Raw genomic sequence first — 19,645 nt, forward strand, 5'->3', positions numbered from 1 at the left:
ACAGAATGTGAAAACATTTCCATACAAGCGATAAGGAGGAATCTATGTCAAAAAAACAGAAGAAATTTAAACTCATACTACTGATTCTCGTGGCAATACTTCTGACTGGATTTAAAGGGCCAAGCGAAGTAAAGATTTATGTAAATGGCAAGCTAATTAAATCAGACCAGCCACCGATCATTAAGAGTAGCAGAACCTTTGTCCCGGTCCGCGTCATTGCAGAAAATCTCGGCGCAAAGGTTGAATATCATAGAGAAGACTTAACTGTGACCATTGAAAAAGATCACACAAGTATTCGTCTAGCCATAGGAGACGACAAGGCTGGGTTCTCAGATGAGATAAAAGCCGGTCAAGTTCCGATAGATGCACCGGCGTTTATAAGAAACAACAGAACCTACCTTCCACTTAGAGCCATCTCAGAACTCTTCGATATGAATGTCAACTGGGATGCCAAGAAAAGAGCGGTCTACATAGATGAAAAACCTGTGCCAGTTGGACGACTCAAAGTGGACAATGCAGGAAATGAACTTATAAAGAAACTTAAAGAAAAGAAAGTCTTTGACAAGGACGCATATGTAGCAGAAGCAAGTGATTACGAAGTAGAATATCGTGGCAGTAAGGAGATCGGTTTTTGGGTCACCCTTAGAAAAGATAATCCATTTGACGAAAATCTTGCGGAGTTAGTGGGACACTACTTTATAAACGAAACTGGAACCATGGTCTTAAAATATGACGTGGTAAACGATACATTTGAAAGAATTTATTAAAAATTATTTAATTTAAGGAGGAAAAAATGGGATTTATACAAGCATTTAAAGGTTCAATAGGAGGAACTCTCGCAGATCAATGGAAAGATTTTTACGGACCGATGGAAGGAGCTCCGGCAACTGCGGCAGTGTTCCCAGGAGTACCAATGGGGACAAACAACGATAGAGGAGAAAATTATAAAGGAAATGACAATGTAATTACCAACGGAACCAAGGTCATCGTTCCAGAAGGAACTGCCCTTGTAACCATCCAAGACGGAGCAATCACCGGCATAATTACAGAAATAGGCGGATATATTTACAGCACAGACGATCCAAATTCAAAATCCATATTTTCAGGGGACGGACTGATGGACTCCTTAGTCAAAACATCCTGGGAAAAATTTAAGTTTGGAGGCATACCAGCCACTAACCAATTAATTTTCTATGTTAATTTAAAAGAAATACCAAACAATAGATTTGGAACTCAAAGTGAAATCTATTGGGACGACGCCTTCTTCGGCACCCAAGTAGGAGCAGTAACCAGAGGAACATACACGGTTCAAATCGTGGACCCAATCTTATTTTTAAAAAATTTCGTTCCAGTTAAATATCTAAGTTCTGGAGCACCAGCCTTCGATTTAAGCGATATGGATAACGAAGCTTCAGAACAACTATTTAACGAAGTAGTTGGCAGTCTATCAGCAGCATTTTCAAACTATACCAACGACCCAACCAGGGGCAATAGGATGAGCAAGATCCAAGGAGATCAAATTGGATTTGCAAAATCTCTATCAGCTGCAGTTGAAGACGGTTACGAATGGAGAACCACCCGCGGTTTAGAAATTGTGAAGACAGCCATCTTAGCCATCGAATATGACGAAGACACCAAGGAAATGATGAAGGATGTCAAGAGGGCCGATGCACTTTCAGGCTCCCGTGGCAATTCATTTATGCAACAATCAGTGGCAAGAGGTATTGAGGCCGCAGGAGAAAATGGTGGCGGAGCAAACATGGCATTTATGGGAATGGGCATGAATGCAGCAGGAAATATGATGGGTGGAGTTCAACAACCAAATGTAGGAAACTCCTACCAACCTAATTTCGGTGGCGGAATGAACCAAAACCAAGGATATCAAAACCAAGGATACCAAAACCAAGGATACCAAAACCAAGGCTATTATGACCAAGGTCAAAATCAAAATCAAAACCAAAATCAAAGCCAACCACCAGAAGATCCAACAGAAAAACTAATCAAGATGAAGAAACTTCTCGAAGCAGAAGTCATAACCCAAGAAGAATTTGACAAGATGAAGAGAGAATTACTAGGACTATAGGTGATCTTATGAAGGACGATGTAAAGATAATAGATATGTCAAGCGGCTTAAAAGATGGTCAGATCAAATGTCCTAAGTGTGGCGCAACAGACATATCGACCAACACCAAGACCGGTAAGCTCAGATGTAATTTCTGTAGAACTGAATTCGAGCCAGAACTAGCACCAGAAGATCAAGACATAAGTACATTAGAAGGAACCACCATGGGAAGTGGAGCAGCAGACATAGACGAAGCGGCGGAAAGTATGGTGACAGTTAAATGTGAAAGCTGTGGCGCAGAAGTAGTAATTGACACTAACACCACCACCCAGGCAAGATGTCACTGGTGCCGCAACACACTATCTATTAACAATATCATACCGAATGGAGCAGTGCCGGATGTCATACTTCCATTTAGCGTTACAAAGAGCGACGCAAGGGAAGAGATAGAAAAATTCGTCAAAGAGAGAAAATTCTTCGCCCATCCTAAATTTACAAGAGAGTTTACCACAGAGAATATCTGTGGAGTCTACCTTCCATACATGCTTGTGGATGTGAACGCCCACATGCACCTATGGGGCGAAGGTCAAATAGAAACAGATAGTTACGAAGTCGGCATAGGGGACGACAAACATACAGAGTACGACGCAGATAGCTACGAAATCGAAAGGGACTTCGATATATTTATAGATGATCTATCCATAGAATCATCCAGCGACAAACTGGATTACACAGCCAAGGACAAAACTACCAACATCATAAACGCCATCATGCCCTTTGACACAGAAAACTCAGTGAAGTTCAACGCCAACTACATGAAGGGCTACACCTCAGAGAAGAGAGATAGCAATATCGATTTTCTAAGAGAAGCAGTCTTTGCACAAAGCTCCGACGTAGCAAGACTTGCTGCAAAGGACACTGTGGAAGAATATGACAGAGGCGTAAGATGGGAGGACGAAGACTACAAAGTCAAAGGAGACTCCTGGAAGGCAGCCTACCTACCAGTGTGGCTCTACAGCTACATGGAAAAGAAAAACGGAAAAAATCTCCTTCATTACGTGGCAGTAAACGCAAGGACCAAGGAAACCATGGGCAGCGTACCAATAAACTTCACGAAACTATTTTTCGTATCAGTATTAGTAGAAATCTTCGGAGGACTTGTAGCATTTGTCTTGAATCTAGTGGCTGAAATGAGCATGTTTGACGATACAAAATTCCAAGACTCAAGACAGTTCTTCTGGTTGCTATTAGTATCAGGATTCGTCTTCTTCTACACAAACTACGCAAGGTATAGAAACTCAGACGAAAGACACTACTACGAAGTAGAAACCAAGCACGAAATAAGTAACCTAGTTTGCGAAGATAAATTTGTAAGAAATCTAAAAGGACTTGAAGAATCTTATATCAAAGGCGAAAACTCAAGTGAATTAAAGGGCAACATGCTCGATCTAACCAAGGACAAATACCTTAAAAAAGCAATAGAAAAGGGAATCTTATACGAAGTCGAAGAAAATAAAAAGAAACTAAACGAGACTTTTGACAAGAAGAATGTAAAGTAAACTGATTAGGAAATGAAAGGAGATAATTGTGGGACTATTCGGTAAAAAAGAAAAAATAGAAATAATCGATCACTTCCATAATTTATACTCCTGGAAAAACTGGAAAGGACAAAGGCACTCCGAATTTGGGGTGCTTTTGTATTTATTTTTCAAATATCATACTTTCGGGTGATGTGGAAAAGAAAATAATTTTGTAAGATAAAGGTAGAAAGCTAAGAATCCATTTCCATACAAGATAAGGAGGGGAATTATGAAAAAGAAACGAGAAAGACGCATCGCAATGCTACTAGCAATTATGATGCTCGTAATGAACTTAATTGTAAGCCCAGTTTGGGCAGCGCCTGGAGATGTTGCGATTAACGAGGCCAACTTCCCGGATGAAAACTTTAGGAATTATGTAAAGACAGAGTTTGATGAGGACAGTAATGGCACTTTGTCACAAGAGGAATTGAATGCAGTGACGAGGATCGATGTAAAGAATAAAGAAATCACAGATCTTAAAGGTGTTGAATACTTTACTAAGCTTATGGGGCTTTATTGTTCAGAAAACGACTTGACTGCTTTAGACCTAAGTAAAAACACAGAACTATTAAACATTTACTGTTCAGAAAACCAATTGACTAATTTAAACTTGACGAAAAACACAAAATTAAAAACTCTTTACTGTGACCAAAACCAATTGACTACTTTAGACTTAAGTGATAACTTAGAAGACCTTCTCTGTGGCTACAACCAATTGACTGCTTTAGACTTGACGAATAAAATCAACTTAAAAATTCTTAGTTGTAGAAGTAACAACTTGACTACTTTAGACTTGAGTAAGAACACAAACTTAAAAGATCTTAATTATAGAAATAACAAATTGACTACTTTAGACTTAAGTAATAATACAAAATTAACAGGAATTGATTGTGAAGATAACGACTTGACTACTTTAGACTTGAGTAAGAACACAAACTTAAAAACTCTTTACTGTGCAGAAAACAAATTGACTACTTTAGACTTGACGAATAACACAAACTTAGAAAATCTTTATTGCAATAAAAATAAATTGACAGAACTAGATGTCAAAAGCAATACAGAACTGACTGAGCTTGATTGCAGTGAAAACGACCAATTGACTAATTTAGACTTAAGTAAGAACATAAAATTAAAAACTCTTAATTGCAATAATAACAAGAACTTGGCAGAACTAGATGTCAAAAGCAATACAGAACTGACTGAGCTTGATTGCAGTAAAAACGACCAATTGAATACTTTAGACCTACGTAAAAACACAGCATTAACATACATTAACTGTAACCAAAACCAAATGGAGACTTTAAACCTAAGTGAGAACACAAACTTAGAAACTCTTTACTGTCAACAAAACAAATTAACTGCTTTAAACTTGATTAATAACACAAAATTAGGAAGCCTTTATTGTTCCTATAACGACTTGACTACTTTAGACTTAAGTAAGAACAAAAAATTAGGAACTCTTTACTGTAACCATAACCAATTGACTAATTTAGACTTAAGTGAGAACAAAAAATTAACACAGATTAATTGTGGAGATAACCAATTGACTAATTTAGACTTAAGTACTAATTCAAAAGTTAGGAGATTTGAAGGATATGGTCAAAAACGCGATATAGAAGTGGATAAAAGCACTTTATTATTTAATCTTAAGTCACTACATGGTGATTTTGACTCAAGTAGAGCAAAGAGTTGGGTAGGGGGAGATGTAACAGACGATACTTTGAAATTAAAAAACAATACGATAACAGCTGTGACTTATGAATACAATGTAAAGCCTAGCTTATCTGCACTATATGTAACATTAAATGTTAAATATAAAGAAACAGTAACAATCACATTTGATGCAAATGGACACGGAACAGCACCAGAACCAATAACTGTAAACAAAGGAACAGTAGCAACAGCACCAACTGATCCAACAGATACTGAAAACAATTTCGGTGGCTGGTATACAGAAGCTACATGCACAACTAAATTTGATTTCACTCAAGCAGTAAATGCTGATATAACACTTTATGCAAAGTGGAATCCAAAGACAACACCAACACCAGAAACAGTAACAATCACATTTAATGCAAATGGACACGGCACAGCACCAGCAGTACAAACAGTAACAAGCGGACAAAAAGCAACAGCACCAGCAGAACTAACAGCAGCAGGATATATATTTGGCGGTTGGTATAAAGAAGCAGCTTGTACAACTGAATACGATTTTAATACACCAGTAAATGCAAATATAACATTATATGCAAAATGGACAGCAGAAACACCAAGCTCATTCACAGTAACATTTGATGCAAACGGACACGGCACAGCACCAGCAGTACAAACAGTAACAAGCGGACAAAAAGCAACAGCACCAGCAGAACTAACAGCAGCAGGATATATATTTGGTGGTTGGTATAAAGAAGCAGCTTGTACAACTGAATACGATTTTAATACACCAGTAAATGCAAATATAACATTATATGCAAAATGGACAGCACAAACACCACCGACACCAGGAGAAAAAGTCATAATTACATTCGACAAAAACGGTGGAAATGGAACCATGGCAGATGTAACTAAAAATAAAGGCGATTCATACAAATTACCAGCCTGCACGTTTACACCACCAGCAGGCAAAGAATTTAAAGCTTGGCAAGTAGATGGAACAGAAAAGAATGTTGGCGATAACATAGAAGTAAATGGAGATATAAATATCAAAGCAGTATGGAAAGATATAGGAAGCGTTCCTCCGACTCCACCTGTTCCACCTACTCCATATACACCTTATCCATGGATAGTATATCCAGGATGGTACTACAACTTCGAAGCACCTAAACCAAAAGAAGAAAAACCGGTAACCAAAATGGAAATGGACTGGAAAATAGAATTCGCAATTGGAACAAGTACAATCGATAGAGAAATAAACGGAGTAGATTCTAAGATCAAGATGGACGTGGCACCATATATAAGAGACGGCAGAACCATGTTACCATTAAGATCTTTGGCAGAAGCCTTAGGCTTTGAAGTAGAATGGAATAGAAGCACTAGAACAGTCGTACTAAAGGACAATAACACAAGAGTAGAAATCCCAGTAGGTACAAATAAGATAATTGTAAATGGCAATGTCTACACAAGCGATGTTAAACCAGAAATCAAAAATAACAGAACCATGCTCCCAATAGCAAACTTAGCAAGAGCACTAGGACTTAGTGACGGCAAGGACATCATCTGGAATAGCAAATCTAAGATGGTAACCATCTATAGATCCATCGTAGTAAAATAAAAGATTCACTCTTTAAGACTAGATAAGAAAAGTAAAAACGGTTTAGTCATCTAGACCGTTTTTACTTACATAAGCTTGGACAAAGTTTAAGTGTAGATTTTAATTCTGCACTATAATAGAGCCAAGTGAAAATGTGAGGGATATTATGAAAAGAAATTTTAAATTTTTAATTATTTTTATGGTGGCGATGGTGCTTCTTGCTGGTTGCAAAAATGGTAACAGTTCGCCAAAGGTAGAAAATAAAAATACAAATACAAATACAAATACAAATGCAAATTCTGCTGTGGAAAATTCTAAGGAGACTTCTAAAGTTAAGGAGAATTTAAAGTCTGTTGACGGAGCGGTGATCGGTTCAATGTCTTCCTACGTTGAGGACAGAGAAGTTTGGAAGGACTTCTTAGATGAAAAATACATAGATTCTGCAAAGAGGGATGATTTTGGCATCCACGTGCCTAGGATTCTTTTGGATTCTAAGGACGCCAAAGCGGCAAACGATGAGATTGATGGCTTGGTAAAATATATAAAGGATCTATATACTACCAATAAAAAGGATATAGTAGATAACGATAGTGGAATTTACTCCTATTTTTCCGTTTATCAAGATGAGCATTTGCTAAGCGTCATGGTTGAAGTTTCAAATATTTGGGAGGACGAGGTTCCAATTTACAAAGTGTTTAACTTCTCTCTTCCTGATGGTAAGTTTATAAATGACGAAGAGCTTATGAAGAGCATGGGCATAGAGAAGGAAGAGATCCTCGGGATGATTGAAAATAGTGTGAGTGAGCAACAATCCATGGATACGAAACTCTACTATAGAGATGTAACTGATTCTTCATTCGTCTATAATCCTTCCAACTACACTGGAAAGATTCTAAACGATCTATGGGATAATTACGATTACAAAAATTGTCAAATCTTTATAGACGAAGTGGGCACACCTACACTTGCCTTTACTCAATATTCAAAAGTGTACATTGGACAGATGCCGGCGCTTCTAAAACTAAAGATAGATAGATTAGGTAAAAGTGAGATTTCAGATGAATATTTAAGAATGGCAAGAAGACTCGGCGTAGATCCAAAGGACGAAAAGTACAAGGCCTTTGTAATCAATCTCGGCTCTTGTTACGATGAGAAGACCTTGAAAGCTCCTCTTGAAAAGCTATTTCCTTGGACAAGTATTTTTACTGATTATGAAGATCCAAACATGCTTATTTCGATGAAAGATGGCGAAGTCGGCGACAGACCATACTTAAATGGAGAGGAATGTTACCTAGTAATTCCTAAGTACAAAAACGCTTCAGTTTCTCTAAAGGAACTGGAACTTTCTGAGGATGGAAAATTAAAAGAGGTTGAAAATCTATACCTAGACGACATTTCTAGTAGTGGCACCACATTTGTCATGCAAAACATAAGTGACATCGCTCCAAATGGCAAGATCACCATCAGGTACAGAGATGACGCATTTGAGTTCACCCCTTCAATCAGTCTTAAGGACGGCAGTTTGATTCTACCAGATGAAATAAAAGATGGAGAAGAGATTCTCGATTGGAATAGTTTAGTCAACAAGGAAACCTGTTCATATATGATGTTTAATAGAATCCTGTCCATAATGGGCAAGGGTTGATTAATAATCGAATAAACGATATGAAATGGGCAATTTATGAAGAAAGGAAAATTAAGTAAAAAGAAGAAGATAATCTTATTAATTCTTCTAATATTAATATCAAATCCATTCGACTCGAGAGGGGGTGCAACATAGTCAAAACATAGACCCTGCGGAAAAGTTAATACAGATATAAAAATTTAAGGAGGTAAACGATGAAAATGAAAAAGAAGATATTATTGACCATTGCTATGTGCTTGATATTATCCGTGGGTATGACAGCCTGCGGAAGCAAGGAAAAGAGCACTGCTGTTCAATCTACGAACAAGGTAATCAGCGTAACACCTACAGATGGCTATGTGGCAAAGCCACAGGAAGGTTATGAGCAGATCATGATTTTCCCAAAGGACAAGCAGGATGATAACAACACCGAGTATATACAAATTGACGCAGTTGCTCCGGACGGAGAGCTCAATTCTTTGTTGTGTTTTACTCTCAAGGGATATAAGGAAGGAACGGCGGATTACACCATGGACAAACTTAATGCCGATCTTGACGCAAAGGCAAGTGAGGAAAAGGCATCAGGTGTTGTAGGCACATTTGACAACAAGACGAACGTGAAACTTGGAGAGGTGGATTATGTCAAATTTGATTTGACAAGAAATGGAGCTGAAGCAAACGAATATTACGGCGTTGTGGACGGGACTCCCGTATACATTACTGTCGTTGGGCTCATCGACAAAGATGGCGTAAGCGACATGCTGAACTCTATAGAGTACAAAATCGCGAAATAGACAGTAGGCAATTATCTTAGTCGCCTTTATTTTGTCTAAGATGGATCGTCAAAAATAGAAATGTTTTAAGGAGGTACCAATTATGGGACTTTTCAGTAAAAAAATATGTGCAATATGCGGTGAAAAGGCAGGGCTTCTCTCGAGGCTAAAGCTCGAGAACGATGACTTCGTCTGCGGTAACTGCCAAAAGAAGCTTTCCCCATTCTTTGATCACAAAGACAAGGTTCATACTGAAAAAGAGATACGCGACCACATCGCATGGCGCGAATCGACGAGGAAAGAAGTCGTTACATTCCAAGCGGACGATAGCGTTCAACTAGACGGAAAGGACCTGCTTTTAATCAATCACGACGAAGGAAAATTCGTTTTAATCGAAAGCGGAACGAAGAAAGAAGATGCAGATGTCTTTTCACTTGATGAGGTAGTAGACGCTATGCTAACCGTTGAGGAGAACAAGAAGGAAATTAAAAAGGAGATAAATGGAGAGAAAAAGCCATACCATCCGCCACATTACTCCTACAAATATCATTTCCTACTCTCTGTGAGACTTAATAATCCATATATAAAGGAGATTGAATTCAGACTGCATCAGCTTGCAATAGATGGCGGGGATGATGCGGACGGCTATCAGGCACCGTCAATTTTAGAAAAGGCAACCGGATTTTACGTTTGGAGGGAGAAACAACTGGATGGCAATGACTTTCTCCATCGTTCCAATTTCGCCCTATCAAGTTCACCGGGCGGATATGGTCCAAAGGGCTCGACTACAATGACTGATTTTAACATAGAGCAATTCGACAAAATGGTCAATGCTGGAAGCAAAGTAGTGGAGCTGCTCACCGGTCAGCAAAAGGAACCAGCCTTCAAATCCACGAAGGATTGGCTATAAATCCGAACTCTTTGAGTTTTGAGATTGAAACGAAAAAAACTTACTTAGTTTAAACAAATACGCTAAGTAAGTTTTTTAATGCTACTCAGGAAAAGAATATCTCCGGGAACAACAATTTAAAGCAATTTTTCTCCTCGAGAACAGCTTAAACATCAACATCTTACACATTATTTTTCATTTTTACAGCTACTTTTATCAATTCCTCTTTTTCATTTTTTATCTTACCATCCAAAACCATTTCCAATATATCATCTAGTATTTGCTCAACAAATTTCCATTGGGGAATCCCCGCATTCATTACATCATAACCATCTATTTTTAAGTCTTTTAACGAAAAACACTCATCACTTGCAATTTTCTCGGCAACATCTTCCTCAAACATTTGAATATTCTTTTATTCTAGTTAGATCATGTTTAAACCAATAGGCTATAAGGACTGGTTTCCCATTAGCTCCTTCGATTAAGTCTTCAAGCGCATCAAGTTTTCTATCATGAATCTGTATGCTTTCCTTTTTAGCAGTGGCACCACATTTATTATGCAAAATATAAGCGACATCGCTCCAAATGGTAAGATTACCATCAGGTACAGAGACGACGCTTTTGAGTTCTCCCCTTCAATCAGTCTAAAGGACGGCAGTTTGATGTTGCCAGAGGAAGTAATTGACGGAGAAGATGTCCTCGATTGGAATAGTTTGATTAACAAAGACACATGCTCACAAACCATGTTTGAAAGAATCATGTCCATAATGGGCAAGGGTTGATAATACTACTGAATGGAAAATACCATGGCAAAGCAAAGAAAAAATAAAAAATTAATACCAAACCCATTCGACTCGAGGGTTTCATATAGAGCAGTGCTATATTCCTATACGACTTATCGCTTGCAAAGAGATGATTCGTACCGAACTTTTAGCGAATTTTTGATATTTCCATTCAACTTTTTGAATTAATATAGGAGGAACTATGAGAACGATTAGAGTAACTGGAAGGGGCAGTGTGTCTGTAAAACCGGACACCACTAGCCTAAGAATAACATTTGAAGGATTGTACAAGGACTACGAAGAAACTGTGAGACAGTCTTCTGAAAAGACCAAGCTCCTAAGAGAGGCAATAGAAAAGTCTGGGCTACCTGGCGAAGATTTAAAGACCAAAGATTTTTCGATTCAGTCTGAATATGAAAGTTATAGAGACCACAACAATGATTACCAACAAAGATTCGTTGGATACAAATTCCACCACAGAACAGAAATTAAATTTCCAAACGATAACAAAATGCTGGGACGCATTCTCTACGAACTATCCGTATGTTCAGTGAAGGTTGAATTTTCAATAGGCTATACAGTTAAGGACAAGGACGCAGTGAAGAAAGAAGTCATCAAACGCGCGGTGAAAAATTCCAGAGAAAAAGCAGAGATATTAGCAACAGCAGCAGGAGTTACCTTAGGAGAAATACAAAGCATAGATTATTCCTGGGGCGAAATAGAGATAAGAACATCACCAGTAGATATGCTTGAGCTAGGATCATACAAAATGGAATCATCTTATGATATCGACATAGAGCCAGATGACATCGACGTTGCCGATACGGTAACCATTCTATGGGAGATAAAATAATAGAATAACTGCGGAAAATTTAAGAAAGCAAAATATAGACTCTTGGGATAATCCCAGGAGTCTTTTTTGTTTTACCTAAAAATTCTTGACAAAAAATCCTTGGAGAAAATTTACAAAAATTCTTTGGTTCAAAAAAATATTTGACGACAAAACAAAAAAATGGTACTATAAATGTAACATATGTACTAAAAATGTAACCAAAATAATTTCTAGAAATACATTAAGCGATAAACGTTATGAAAATTTCAAAACAAATTGCTTAAGAAGTAAGGTGATTTAGTGGAAGTAGTAATTGAAAATAAAATTGCACAGTTTCGAAAAGAAAAGGGACTTTCCCAACATAAATTGGCGGAAGCGGTGGGACTTAAGAGAAGATCCATCATGGCATACGAAAGTAATACCATCAGCCCAACACTGGAAACTGCGTACAAAATCTGCAAAGTTTTGGGAAAAGATATGACGGAAGTCTTCATATTTAAATAGGAGGATAAAATGGGATTATTATTTAATACATCAGAAGAAATAACTGACAAGGTGCTTGAAACATTTGACGATAAAGAAAATTACCTAGTGGTATTTAAACACAATGACACAAAGACGGATCTCTTTAAATGGCTTGCAATAGGAGGACTATACTATACAACAGATTCAAGTAGAAGCTTCATTTTAAATTTCAGCCACAGGGGAATCTACGAAGTGGAAATCAGTAACAATATGAAAAAGAATTTTCTAATCATGCCGTGGAATGAAATCAGCTCCTTTGAAGTAGTAAAAAAGAATAAAAAGGCAATCATAACCCTTATTCACGTGGGCAAGAAGGTTTCCTACGAAGTACCATTTACCGGCAAAATCGCAAAAGGAAACGAAGAAAGATTTGCAAAGCTTGAAGGAAAAGAATGGAACAGGATCGAGTAAGGTAGGTCTTATATAATCAATGAAAAATTCGGCTCTTAGGTAATCGTAAGAGGTTTTTAAAATTTAAATTTTACTTGACCTGCACCTTGGGGGCGGTGTTACTCTCTAATATAGGAGGGAATTATGTTTAGAAATGAAGTTCAAAACAAGACTGGTCTTACTAGAAAGGCGATTGAATACTACGAAGAAAAGGGGCTTATAAATCCAATTCGCATGGAGAATGGATATCGGGATTACAGCGAGAAGGACGTGGAGATTTTAGAAAAGGTGGCTCTCTTTACAAAGCTTGGGTTAAATCTAAAAGAGATAAGGGAGATTATTTTTGGCGACGGGACTCTTTCTTCTGTGCTTAGAACCAAGCAGTATGAGCTTAGTGTTGAGGAAAAGAAAAAGGAAATTCTTGAAATGATTGTCAAAGGCGCGGATAAAAGCACAATCGATGAGAAGGTAAAGAATTTGGAAATGAATGACACCATCTATAAAAAACTTGTAAATGTGTTTCCAGGTTACTATGGACAGATGTTTTTCTCTGCATACAAACCATTTTTAAATGAGCCCTTAGAGGACGATGGAAGAGCTGCTTTTGAAAAATTCGTAGAGTACTTGGACAGCTTGCCAGAGTTTGATCTTACAGATGAAGAAAAAGAATACTTAGATAAAATATCCACTGAATTTGATATGGAAACTTTGGAAGAGATAAATAGATCCAAGATAGATGCAGTAAGTAACTCCAAAGAATGGCTCGAGGAGAACAGAGAAATCATTGACGAGTACGAAAAATATAAAAATAGCGACGAATACAAAAATAGTGAGATTAAGAAACTTCAGGATAAACTAAGTAAGTACATGGCGGATAATAATTATTATGAAGTTGCCATCCCGCTTATTCGAAAGTTTAGTCCAAGTTATGACGAATATTATAGAAAGCTTATAAAAGCAAACGAAGATTATTTGAATAGATAAAATATAAAGAGGTTTGGAAATATTATTTTGCAAATCTCTTTTTTCTATTATAAATATTCTTGAAAATCTAAAAAAATATTGAAAGATAATTATTCGTGTGGTATATTTATAACATAAAGATAGAAATATATCACAAAGGAGTATTTTTATGAAAAGAAAAATAAATTTTCTAGGGTTTTTATCATTGGCTTCAATGGTTGCTCTTCTCGGTATTGTAACGGAAGAAAAAGGCTGGTATGGATTCTTGGGTTTTCTCTATTATTTAAGATATTTTTGGATTATTCCAGATGAATCCTTTAAAGAGTATGTAAAAAATTCAGCCTCACTAGCATTCTTTGTCCAAATATTTTCTATGGTTCTGATTTTAACCATTCTAGGGCTTATGAAGAATGAAAATTATATTCAATTTGCATTTGGAATTGCTTTTAGTTTAGGAGTATTTGTATTTACAATATCAATTGTAGTAGCAGAGTGGAAGGAAACACAAGGTATTTCAAATGATAAGTAATAGAATCAAAGAATTTAGAGCAAGGAATAGCATGAGCCAGGAAGATTTGGCGAATGCGGTCGGAGTGAGAAGAGAGACCATAGGAAATTTGGAAAATGGTAGGTACAACCCTTCTCTAGTACTGGCGTGGAACATAGCAAAGGTATTTGGTGTAACTATCGAAGAAATATTTACTATTTATAATGATGATTAAATTTAATTAGTTTTAAAAAAGGTTTGGAAATATTATTTTGCCAAATCTCTTTTTTCTATTATAATAGTAATAGTAAATTAATAATCTATGGGAGCTATGTGCTGAGAGGAAGTTAGACTTCGACCATTTTTACCTGCAGGATAATGCCTGCGTGGGATGAGGCATGTTTTTCTCCTATAAATTTTTTAGGAGGTTTTTTAATTTATGAAGTATAAGACACAGATGGAAGCTGCAAAACATGGTTTTGTAACTGAAGAGATGAAGATCGTTGCGAAGAAAGAAAATGTCAGCGAAGAATTTCTTTTAGAGAAGATTGCAAAAGGCGAAATTGTCATTCCTAGAAATAGAAATCACAAATCTATATCTCCAGAAGGAATTGGCGCTGGACTTAAGACTAAGATCAATGTTAATCTTGGGATTTCTAAGGATCTAAACGACCTTGACCTTGAAATGCAAAAGGTGGATATGGCGCTTAAGATGGGAGCGGAATCCATAATGGACCTATCCAATTACGGAAAGACTCAAGAATTTAGGAAGAGACTTATCGAAAAATCTACTGCAATGGTGGGAACAGTTCCTATGTATGATGCGGTTGGATTCTTGGATAAGGGACTTAGTTTTATAAAGGCGGAAGAATTCTTAGATGTAGTTAGAAACCATGCAGAAAACGGAGTAGACTTCGTGACTATTCACTGTGGAATAAACAGAGCAAACTCAGAAATTTTCATGAGAAATAGAAGAGTTAACGAGATCGTATCTCGCGGTGGATCGCTTCTATTTGGTTGGATGAAGATGAACGATAGAGAAAATCCATTCTACGAATACTACGATGAACTTTTGGAAATCTTGAGAGAATACGACGTTACACTATCCCTTGGAGATTCTCTAAGACCAGGCGGAATCCATGATGCGACAGACCCTTCACAGATTGCAGAGCTTATAACTCTAGGTGAACTTACCAAGAGAGCTTGGGAAAAAGATGTACAGGTCATCATCGAAGGACCGGGACACGTGCCAATAGACGATATAGAAATGAATATGAGACTCGAAAAGAAACTCTGCCACAACGCACCATTCTATGTGCTAGGACCACTAGTTACAGACATCGCGCCAGGATATGACCACATCACCAGTGCCATAGGAGGAGCAATAGCAGCAAGCTACGGAGCAGACTTCTTATGCTATGTAACACCGGCAGAACACTTAAGACTACCAGATGTAAATGACGTAAAAGAAGGAATAATAGCAGCTAAGATTGCAGCGCATGCAGGAGATATCGCAAAACTTAAATCTGCAAGAGAAATCGACCTTGAAATGAGTAAGAGAAGGCAGAAACTCGACTGGGAAGGCATGTTTGAACTTGCAATAGATCCAGAAAAATGCAGAGAATACAGAGCATCATCAACACCAGAAGAAGAAGGCACCTGCACCATGTGCGGAAGCATGTGTTCAATGAAAAATATGAATTTAATCCTTGAAGGAAAAGATATAATTATAAACCCTATAGAACAAGATAAATAACAAAAATAAAAATCAAGAACAGATAGCCTTGCTAAAAATAATTAGCAGGGCTATTATTTATTTAAAGATATTTAACTCAAATCTAGCCCTTCGATTATCTAAGGACTAGAAAAATATGAAAATCTAAGGAGAAAATATGAAGATAGAAGACTTTACAGAAAGAGAACAAACTCAAATAAAAAATGGACTTTCCACCGCAGAAATCACAGATAAAGAAGCAAAAGACAAGATTCTGGCACTACTACCAGAAGGATGGATAAAGAAGATTCCGTTCTTTGTAAGAAAACACGCCACCACCAAGACCATCGAAAGAATTGCAAGAGACTATCCAGAACTTTACGCAGTAGCAAAGATGCCTGGCGAACTTCCAGAAAAAGAAAGAGAGGAACTACAAAAGATAATCACGGACATATTTCGTGAAAAAATGGCAAAACACAATATAAAATAATAAAAGATGCAGGCATTATAATGTCTGCTTTTTTGTGTTTTTACCAAAAAATATTTGTAATTTCTATACACAAATTTTACAAATACTTTAAAGAGGCTATACTTTATTTATATATAATTTTTAAGGAGATGGACTTATGATTTATTCAGTTATAGATATCGGATCAAACACGATTAGAATGTCAGTTTTTAAGGTTGTCGGAAAAGAAGCAATAAGCCTTTTTAGTGAGAAGGAGCAGGCATCACTTCGCAACTATTTTTCCAATGGAAAACTAAGTAAAAAAGGTATAAAGAGACTTATTTCAGTTCTAGAAAAATTTAAATACATTGTAGATAATTTTGATGATATTGACGCTGTGTTTCCATTTGCGACTGCTACTATTAGAGATTCTTCCAACAGGGATGAAATTTTAAAGAAGGTAAAAAAAGAAGTTGGTTTTGATATCGAAATTTTATCTGAAGATGATGAATCTAGGCTGACCTTCGTCGGCGCTTCGAAATCCATAGATGTTTCAAGTGGAATACTAACTGATATAGGAGGCGGATCTTCTGAAATAGTCGTATTTAAGGATAAAGAAATCATCGAGTCCACCAGTCTTAAGATAGGGTCACTTTCTGCTTTTGAAGATTTCGTAGGTGATCTAATCGTTAAAGATTCTGAAAGAAAAGCTATAGATAAAGATGTGAAAGATAAACTTGAAGATTCAAAGATTAAGAAGAAAGATTATGACACTCTCTGTGCAGATGGTGGTTCTGCAAGGGCTACCCTAGATCTATACAATGAGTTTTATAATTTTAATTCTTCAAATGCCTTTATGAAAAGGGATAAACTAAAGGATATGCTGGACGATATTTTGGAGATGAACAGTAGAAACACTCTGGATCTTATAATTTCTGTAAAGGCGGATAGAATTCACACATTGCTGCCTGGAATGATAATCTTAAATAGGATTGCAAGTTATTTTTCCGTAGATAGGATAAATGTAAGCCGAACTGGAGTCAGAGAAGGCTACGTTTACGAGAGAATAATAAGAGAGGAATAATATGGATACTTCTTTTACACAGAATAGAGAATTATCATGGTTAAAATTTAATGAAAGAGTATTAGAAGAGGCGAACGACAAAGATGTAAAACTTTTTGAAAGGCTTAAGTTCTATTCTATTTTCGATTCGAATTTGGAAGAATTTTTCATGGTGAGGGTGGGAACTCTAACTGACCTTAGTCATTTAAAGAAGATAGCGGTGGATAACAAGTCCGGTCTTAGTCCAAGCGAGCAAATTAAAAAGATAATGGAAGTCTGCAAAGATCTTTATATAAAGAAAGATCTCGCCTATGAAAGAATTGTAAATGACCTTAAGAATGAAGATATTTTTCTAGAAAAAGTTTCCGAGCTTGGACCTAAGGAAAGAGAATTTTTGGAATATTATTTTGACAACAATATTGAACCAATTCTAAATTTTCAAGTAGTAGATGGGACGAGACCTTTTCCAAGACTCCCAAATCTTTCTCTAAATGTGGTATTTTCACTTAAATCAAAAAAGATTGATGAAAAAAAAGAAAGCAAAAAAGATAAATTCTACCTGGGACTGATATTTGTACCAGATAAGATAAATAGATATATAAAGATATCTGATAAGACCATGGTACTTATTGAGGATGTCATCAAAGAGTTTGGAGATAAGGTCTTTGAAAATTATATCTGTGAAGAAAAATATATAATGAGCATAACTAGAAATGCAGATATTTCTTACAATGATGACGATTATGACGTGGACAAAGATTTTAAAACTCATATGAAGACCATGCTCAATAAGAGGAAGAGACTTAAACCAGTAAGGCTTGAAGTGGATGGAGAACTAACTCCAAAACTAAGAGAGATTCTAATGGAAAAACTTCATCTAGAAGAAGATAATATCTTTGTGACAAAATCTCCTATTATAGCTGGATTTATATTCAGCCTCGTAGAAGAAATGCCAGAAGATTTAAAAGAAAAATTTATGGATGAGAAGTTTTCGCCACAAGCTTCATATATGATTGACCCAAGAAGAAAAGTTATTGACCAGGTACAAGAAAAGGACATACTTCTATCATATCCCTATGAATCCATGGACCCAATCATCGACCTACTTAACGAAGCTGCAGAGGATGAGGCGGTAATATCTATTAAGATTACCCTCTATAGAATTGCCAAAGACTCGAAAATAGCTCAGGCACTTATAAAAGCTGCTGAAAATGGCAAAGAAGTCTTCGTTCTTATGGAACTAAGAGCAAGATTCGATGAAGATAACAACATCATCTGGTCATCTAGGCTGGAAGAAGCAGGCTGCAAAATAGTATATGGATTTGAAAATTATAAATGCCATTCAAAGGTGCTACTTATAACTAGGATTGAAGATGGAAAAGCATCTTTTATAACCCAGGTTGCAACGGGAAATTACAATGAAAAAACAGCGAAACTATACACCGATTTTTCTTACTTAACATCCAATATAGAAATAGGAATTGATGCCAAAGATCTCTTCGACAATATTATGATTGGAAACTTAGATGGAGAATACAAACACCTACTTGTCAGTCCAAAATCTATGCAAAAGGGATTAAAACTCTTAATTGATGAACAGATTGAGAAACAGAAAGCTACTGGAGATGGATATATAAGGCTCAAGATGAATTCCATATCCGATAGAAAAATAATCGACAAACTCTCTGAAGCTTCGAATAGTGGCGTAAAGATCGACATGATGGTAAGAGGGATTACATGTATCCTTCCAGGAGTTGAGGGTCGAACGGAAAATATAGATATTTACCAAGTGGTGGGAAGATTTCTAGAACATCACAGAGTATATCAATTTGGCAGGGGAAATGCCGGAAGGGTCTATATATCTTCGGCAGATTTCATGACTAGAAATATTAGAAATAGGATGGAAGTAGCAGTACCAATCTATGATGACGAGATTAAAAATAGAATTTTAGAATTTATGGACATAATGTTTTCTGACGATGTGAAAATGAGAAAACTTCAAAAGGACGGAAGCTACGCAAAAGTTCCAAATGTGAATGGTATAAATGCACAAGAAGTGCTTATAAGAAATGCAATAAGTAGAAGTACCTTAGAAAAAGAAAGTTTGTCTAGTTTAGAAAGATGTAGCTTAAATAAAACTAGCGACAAAAAAGAAATTGAAGATTCTATTCAAACAGAAAAAATAGAAAATAGAAGTCTAATCCAAAGAATCATGGATTTCTTTAGAAAATAAATTTGTAATTAGAAATTTAATCGGAAAATA

General features: G+C 36.5%; 19 protein-coding genes. 18 read left to right on the forward strand and 1 reads right to left on the reverse strand.

Annotated elements, in window-relative coordinates:
- The first annotated feature begins 44 nt into the window (after positions 1-44).
- From HMPREF9225_RS09760 to HMPREF9225_RS02985, 7 genes are all read left to right on the forward strand, one after another.
- Complete coding sequence (locus tag HMPREF9225_RS09760) at positions 45-767, forward strand: copper amine oxidase N-terminal domain-containing protein (protein ID WP_008901448.1); 723 nt, start codon at positions 45-47, stop codon at positions 765-767.
- A gap of 26 nt (positions 768-793) precedes the next feature.
- Entirely contained in the window at positions 794-2,083 is a 1,290-nt protein-coding gene (locus HMPREF9225_RS02960) for an SPFH domain-containing protein (protein WP_008901449.1), read from the forward strand.
- Positions 2,084-2,091: 8 nt separating this feature from the next.
- Positions 2,092-3,621 carry a hypothetical protein gene (locus tag HMPREF9225_RS02965; RefSeq protein WP_008901450.1) on the forward strand — a complete coding sequence of 510 codons (1,530 nt, stop codon included), beginning with the start codon at positions 2,092-2,094 and terminating at the stop codon, positions 3,619-3,621.
- A gap of 250 nt (positions 3,622-3,871) precedes the next feature.
- The gene (locus tag HMPREF9225_RS09765) at positions 3,872-6,913 is read left to right on the forward strand and encodes an InlB B-repeat-containing protein (protein WP_050748284.1); all 3,042 of its coding nucleotides are present in this window, start codon (positions 3,872-3,874) and stop codon (positions 6,911-6,913) included.
- A 145-nt stretch (positions 6,914-7,058) separates the two neighbouring features.
- Positions 7,059-8,537 carry a hypothetical protein gene (locus HMPREF9225_RS02975; RefSeq protein ID WP_008901452.1) on the forward strand — a complete coding sequence of 493 codons (1,479 nt, stop codon included), beginning with the start codon at positions 7,059-7,061 and terminating at the stop codon, positions 8,535-8,537.
- A gap of 194 nt (positions 8,538-8,731) precedes the next feature.
- A complete protein-coding gene (locus HMPREF9225_RS02980) occupies positions 8,732-9,310 on the forward strand; it encodes a hypothetical protein (protein WP_008901453.1) in 579 nt (192 codons plus the stop codon).
- 82 nt (positions 9,311-9,392) lie between these two features.
- Complete coding sequence (locus HMPREF9225_RS02985; RefSeq protein WP_008901454.1) at positions 9,393-10,199, forward strand: DUF4428 domain-containing protein; 807 nt, start codon at positions 9,393-9,395, stop codon at positions 10,197-10,199.
- Between the two features lie 160 nt (positions 10,200-10,359).
- Here the strand turns inward: HMPREF9225_RS02985 and HMPREF9225_RS02990 are convergent, their stop codons facing one another.
- Positions 10,360-10,581, reverse strand: coding sequence for an HD domain-containing protein (locus tag HMPREF9225_RS02990; protein ID WP_008901455.1), 222 nt, complete (start codon positions 10,579-10,581; stop codon positions 10,360-10,362).
- A gap of 154 nt (positions 10,582-10,735) precedes the next feature.
- Between HMPREF9225_RS02990 and HMPREF9225_RS02995 the strand changes: the two genes are divergently transcribed.
- The 11 genes from HMPREF9225_RS02995 to HMPREF9225_RS03045 all read left to right on the forward strand — a co-directional run bounded on the left by HMPREF9225_RS02995 (position 10,736) and on the right by HMPREF9225_RS03045 (position 19,615).
- Complete coding sequence (locus tag HMPREF9225_RS02995) at positions 10,736-10,960, forward strand: hypothetical protein (RefSeq protein WP_008901457.1); 225 nt, start codon at positions 10,736-10,738, stop codon at positions 10,958-10,960.
- Positions 10,961-11,162: 202 nt separating this feature from the next.
- Entirely contained in the window at positions 11,163-11,813 is a 651-nt protein-coding gene (locus HMPREF9225_RS03000; RefSeq protein ID WP_008901458.1) for an SIMPL domain-containing protein, read from the forward strand.
- Positions 11,814-12,092: 279 nt separating this feature from the next.
- Complete coding sequence (locus tag HMPREF9225_RS03005) at positions 12,093-12,296, forward strand: helix-turn-helix transcriptional regulator (RefSeq protein WP_008901459.1); 204 nt, start codon at positions 12,093-12,095, stop codon at positions 12,294-12,296.
- A 9-nt stretch (positions 12,297-12,305) separates the two neighbouring features.
- Positions 12,306-12,728 (forward strand): hypothetical protein, encoded by a 423-nt coding sequence (locus HMPREF9225_RS03010; RefSeq protein WP_008901460.1) that lies wholly within the window; start codon positions 12,306-12,308, stop codon positions 12,726-12,728.
- A gap of 123 nt (positions 12,729-12,851) precedes the next feature.
- Positions 12,852-13,691: a MerR family transcriptional regulator gene (locus HMPREF9225_RS03015; protein ID WP_008901461.1), complete on the forward strand. Its 840-nt coding sequence runs from the start codon at positions 12,852-12,854 to the stop codon at positions 13,689-13,691.
- A 148-nt stretch (positions 13,692-13,839) separates the two neighbouring features.
- Positions 13,840-14,199 (forward strand): DUF3796 domain-containing protein, encoded by a 360-nt coding sequence (locus HMPREF9225_RS03020; protein ID WP_008901462.1) that lies wholly within the window; start codon positions 13,840-13,842, stop codon positions 14,197-14,199.
- The gene (locus HMPREF9225_RS03025) at positions 14,189-14,392 is read left to right on the forward strand and encodes a helix-turn-helix transcriptional regulator (protein ID WP_008901463.1); all 204 of its coding nucleotides are present in this window, start codon (positions 14,189-14,191) and stop codon (positions 14,390-14,392) included. Before HMPREF9225_RS03020 ends, HMPREF9225_RS03025 begins: the two co-directional genes overlap by 11 nt.
- Positions 14,393-14,596: 204 nt before the next feature.
- The gene (thiC, locus tag HMPREF9225_RS03030; protein ID WP_008901464.1) at positions 14,597-15,913 is read left to right on the forward strand and encodes a phosphomethylpyrimidine synthase ThiC; all 1,317 of its coding nucleotides are present in this window, start codon (positions 14,597-14,599) and stop codon (positions 15,911-15,913) included.
- Positions 15,914-16,049: 136 nt separating this feature from the next.
- The gene (locus tag HMPREF9225_RS03035) at positions 16,050-16,361 is read left to right on the forward strand and encodes a hypothetical protein (RefSeq protein WP_008901465.1); all 312 of its coding nucleotides are present in this window, start codon (positions 16,050-16,052) and stop codon (positions 16,359-16,361) included.
- 136 nt (positions 16,362-16,497) lie between these two features.
- Complete coding sequence (locus HMPREF9225_RS03040; RefSeq protein ID WP_008901466.1) at positions 16,498-17,403, forward strand: Ppx/GppA phosphatase family protein; 906 nt, start codon at positions 16,498-16,500, stop codon at positions 17,401-17,403.
- A 1-nt stretch (position 17,404) separates the two neighbouring features.
- On the forward strand, positions 17,405-19,615 hold the full coding sequence (locus HMPREF9225_RS03045; RefSeq protein WP_008901467.1) for an RNA degradosome polyphosphate kinase: 2,211 nt from the start codon (positions 17,405-17,407) through the stop codon (positions 19,613-19,615).
- Positions 19,616-19,645: the final 30 nt, after the last annotated feature.

The sequence above is a fragment of the Peptoniphilus duerdenii ATCC BAA-1640 genome (assembly GCF_000146345.1).
In the GTDB taxonomy this organism is placed as follows: Bacteria; Bacillota; Clostridia; order Tissierellales; family Peptoniphilaceae; genus Peptoniphilus_B; species Peptoniphilus_B duerdenii.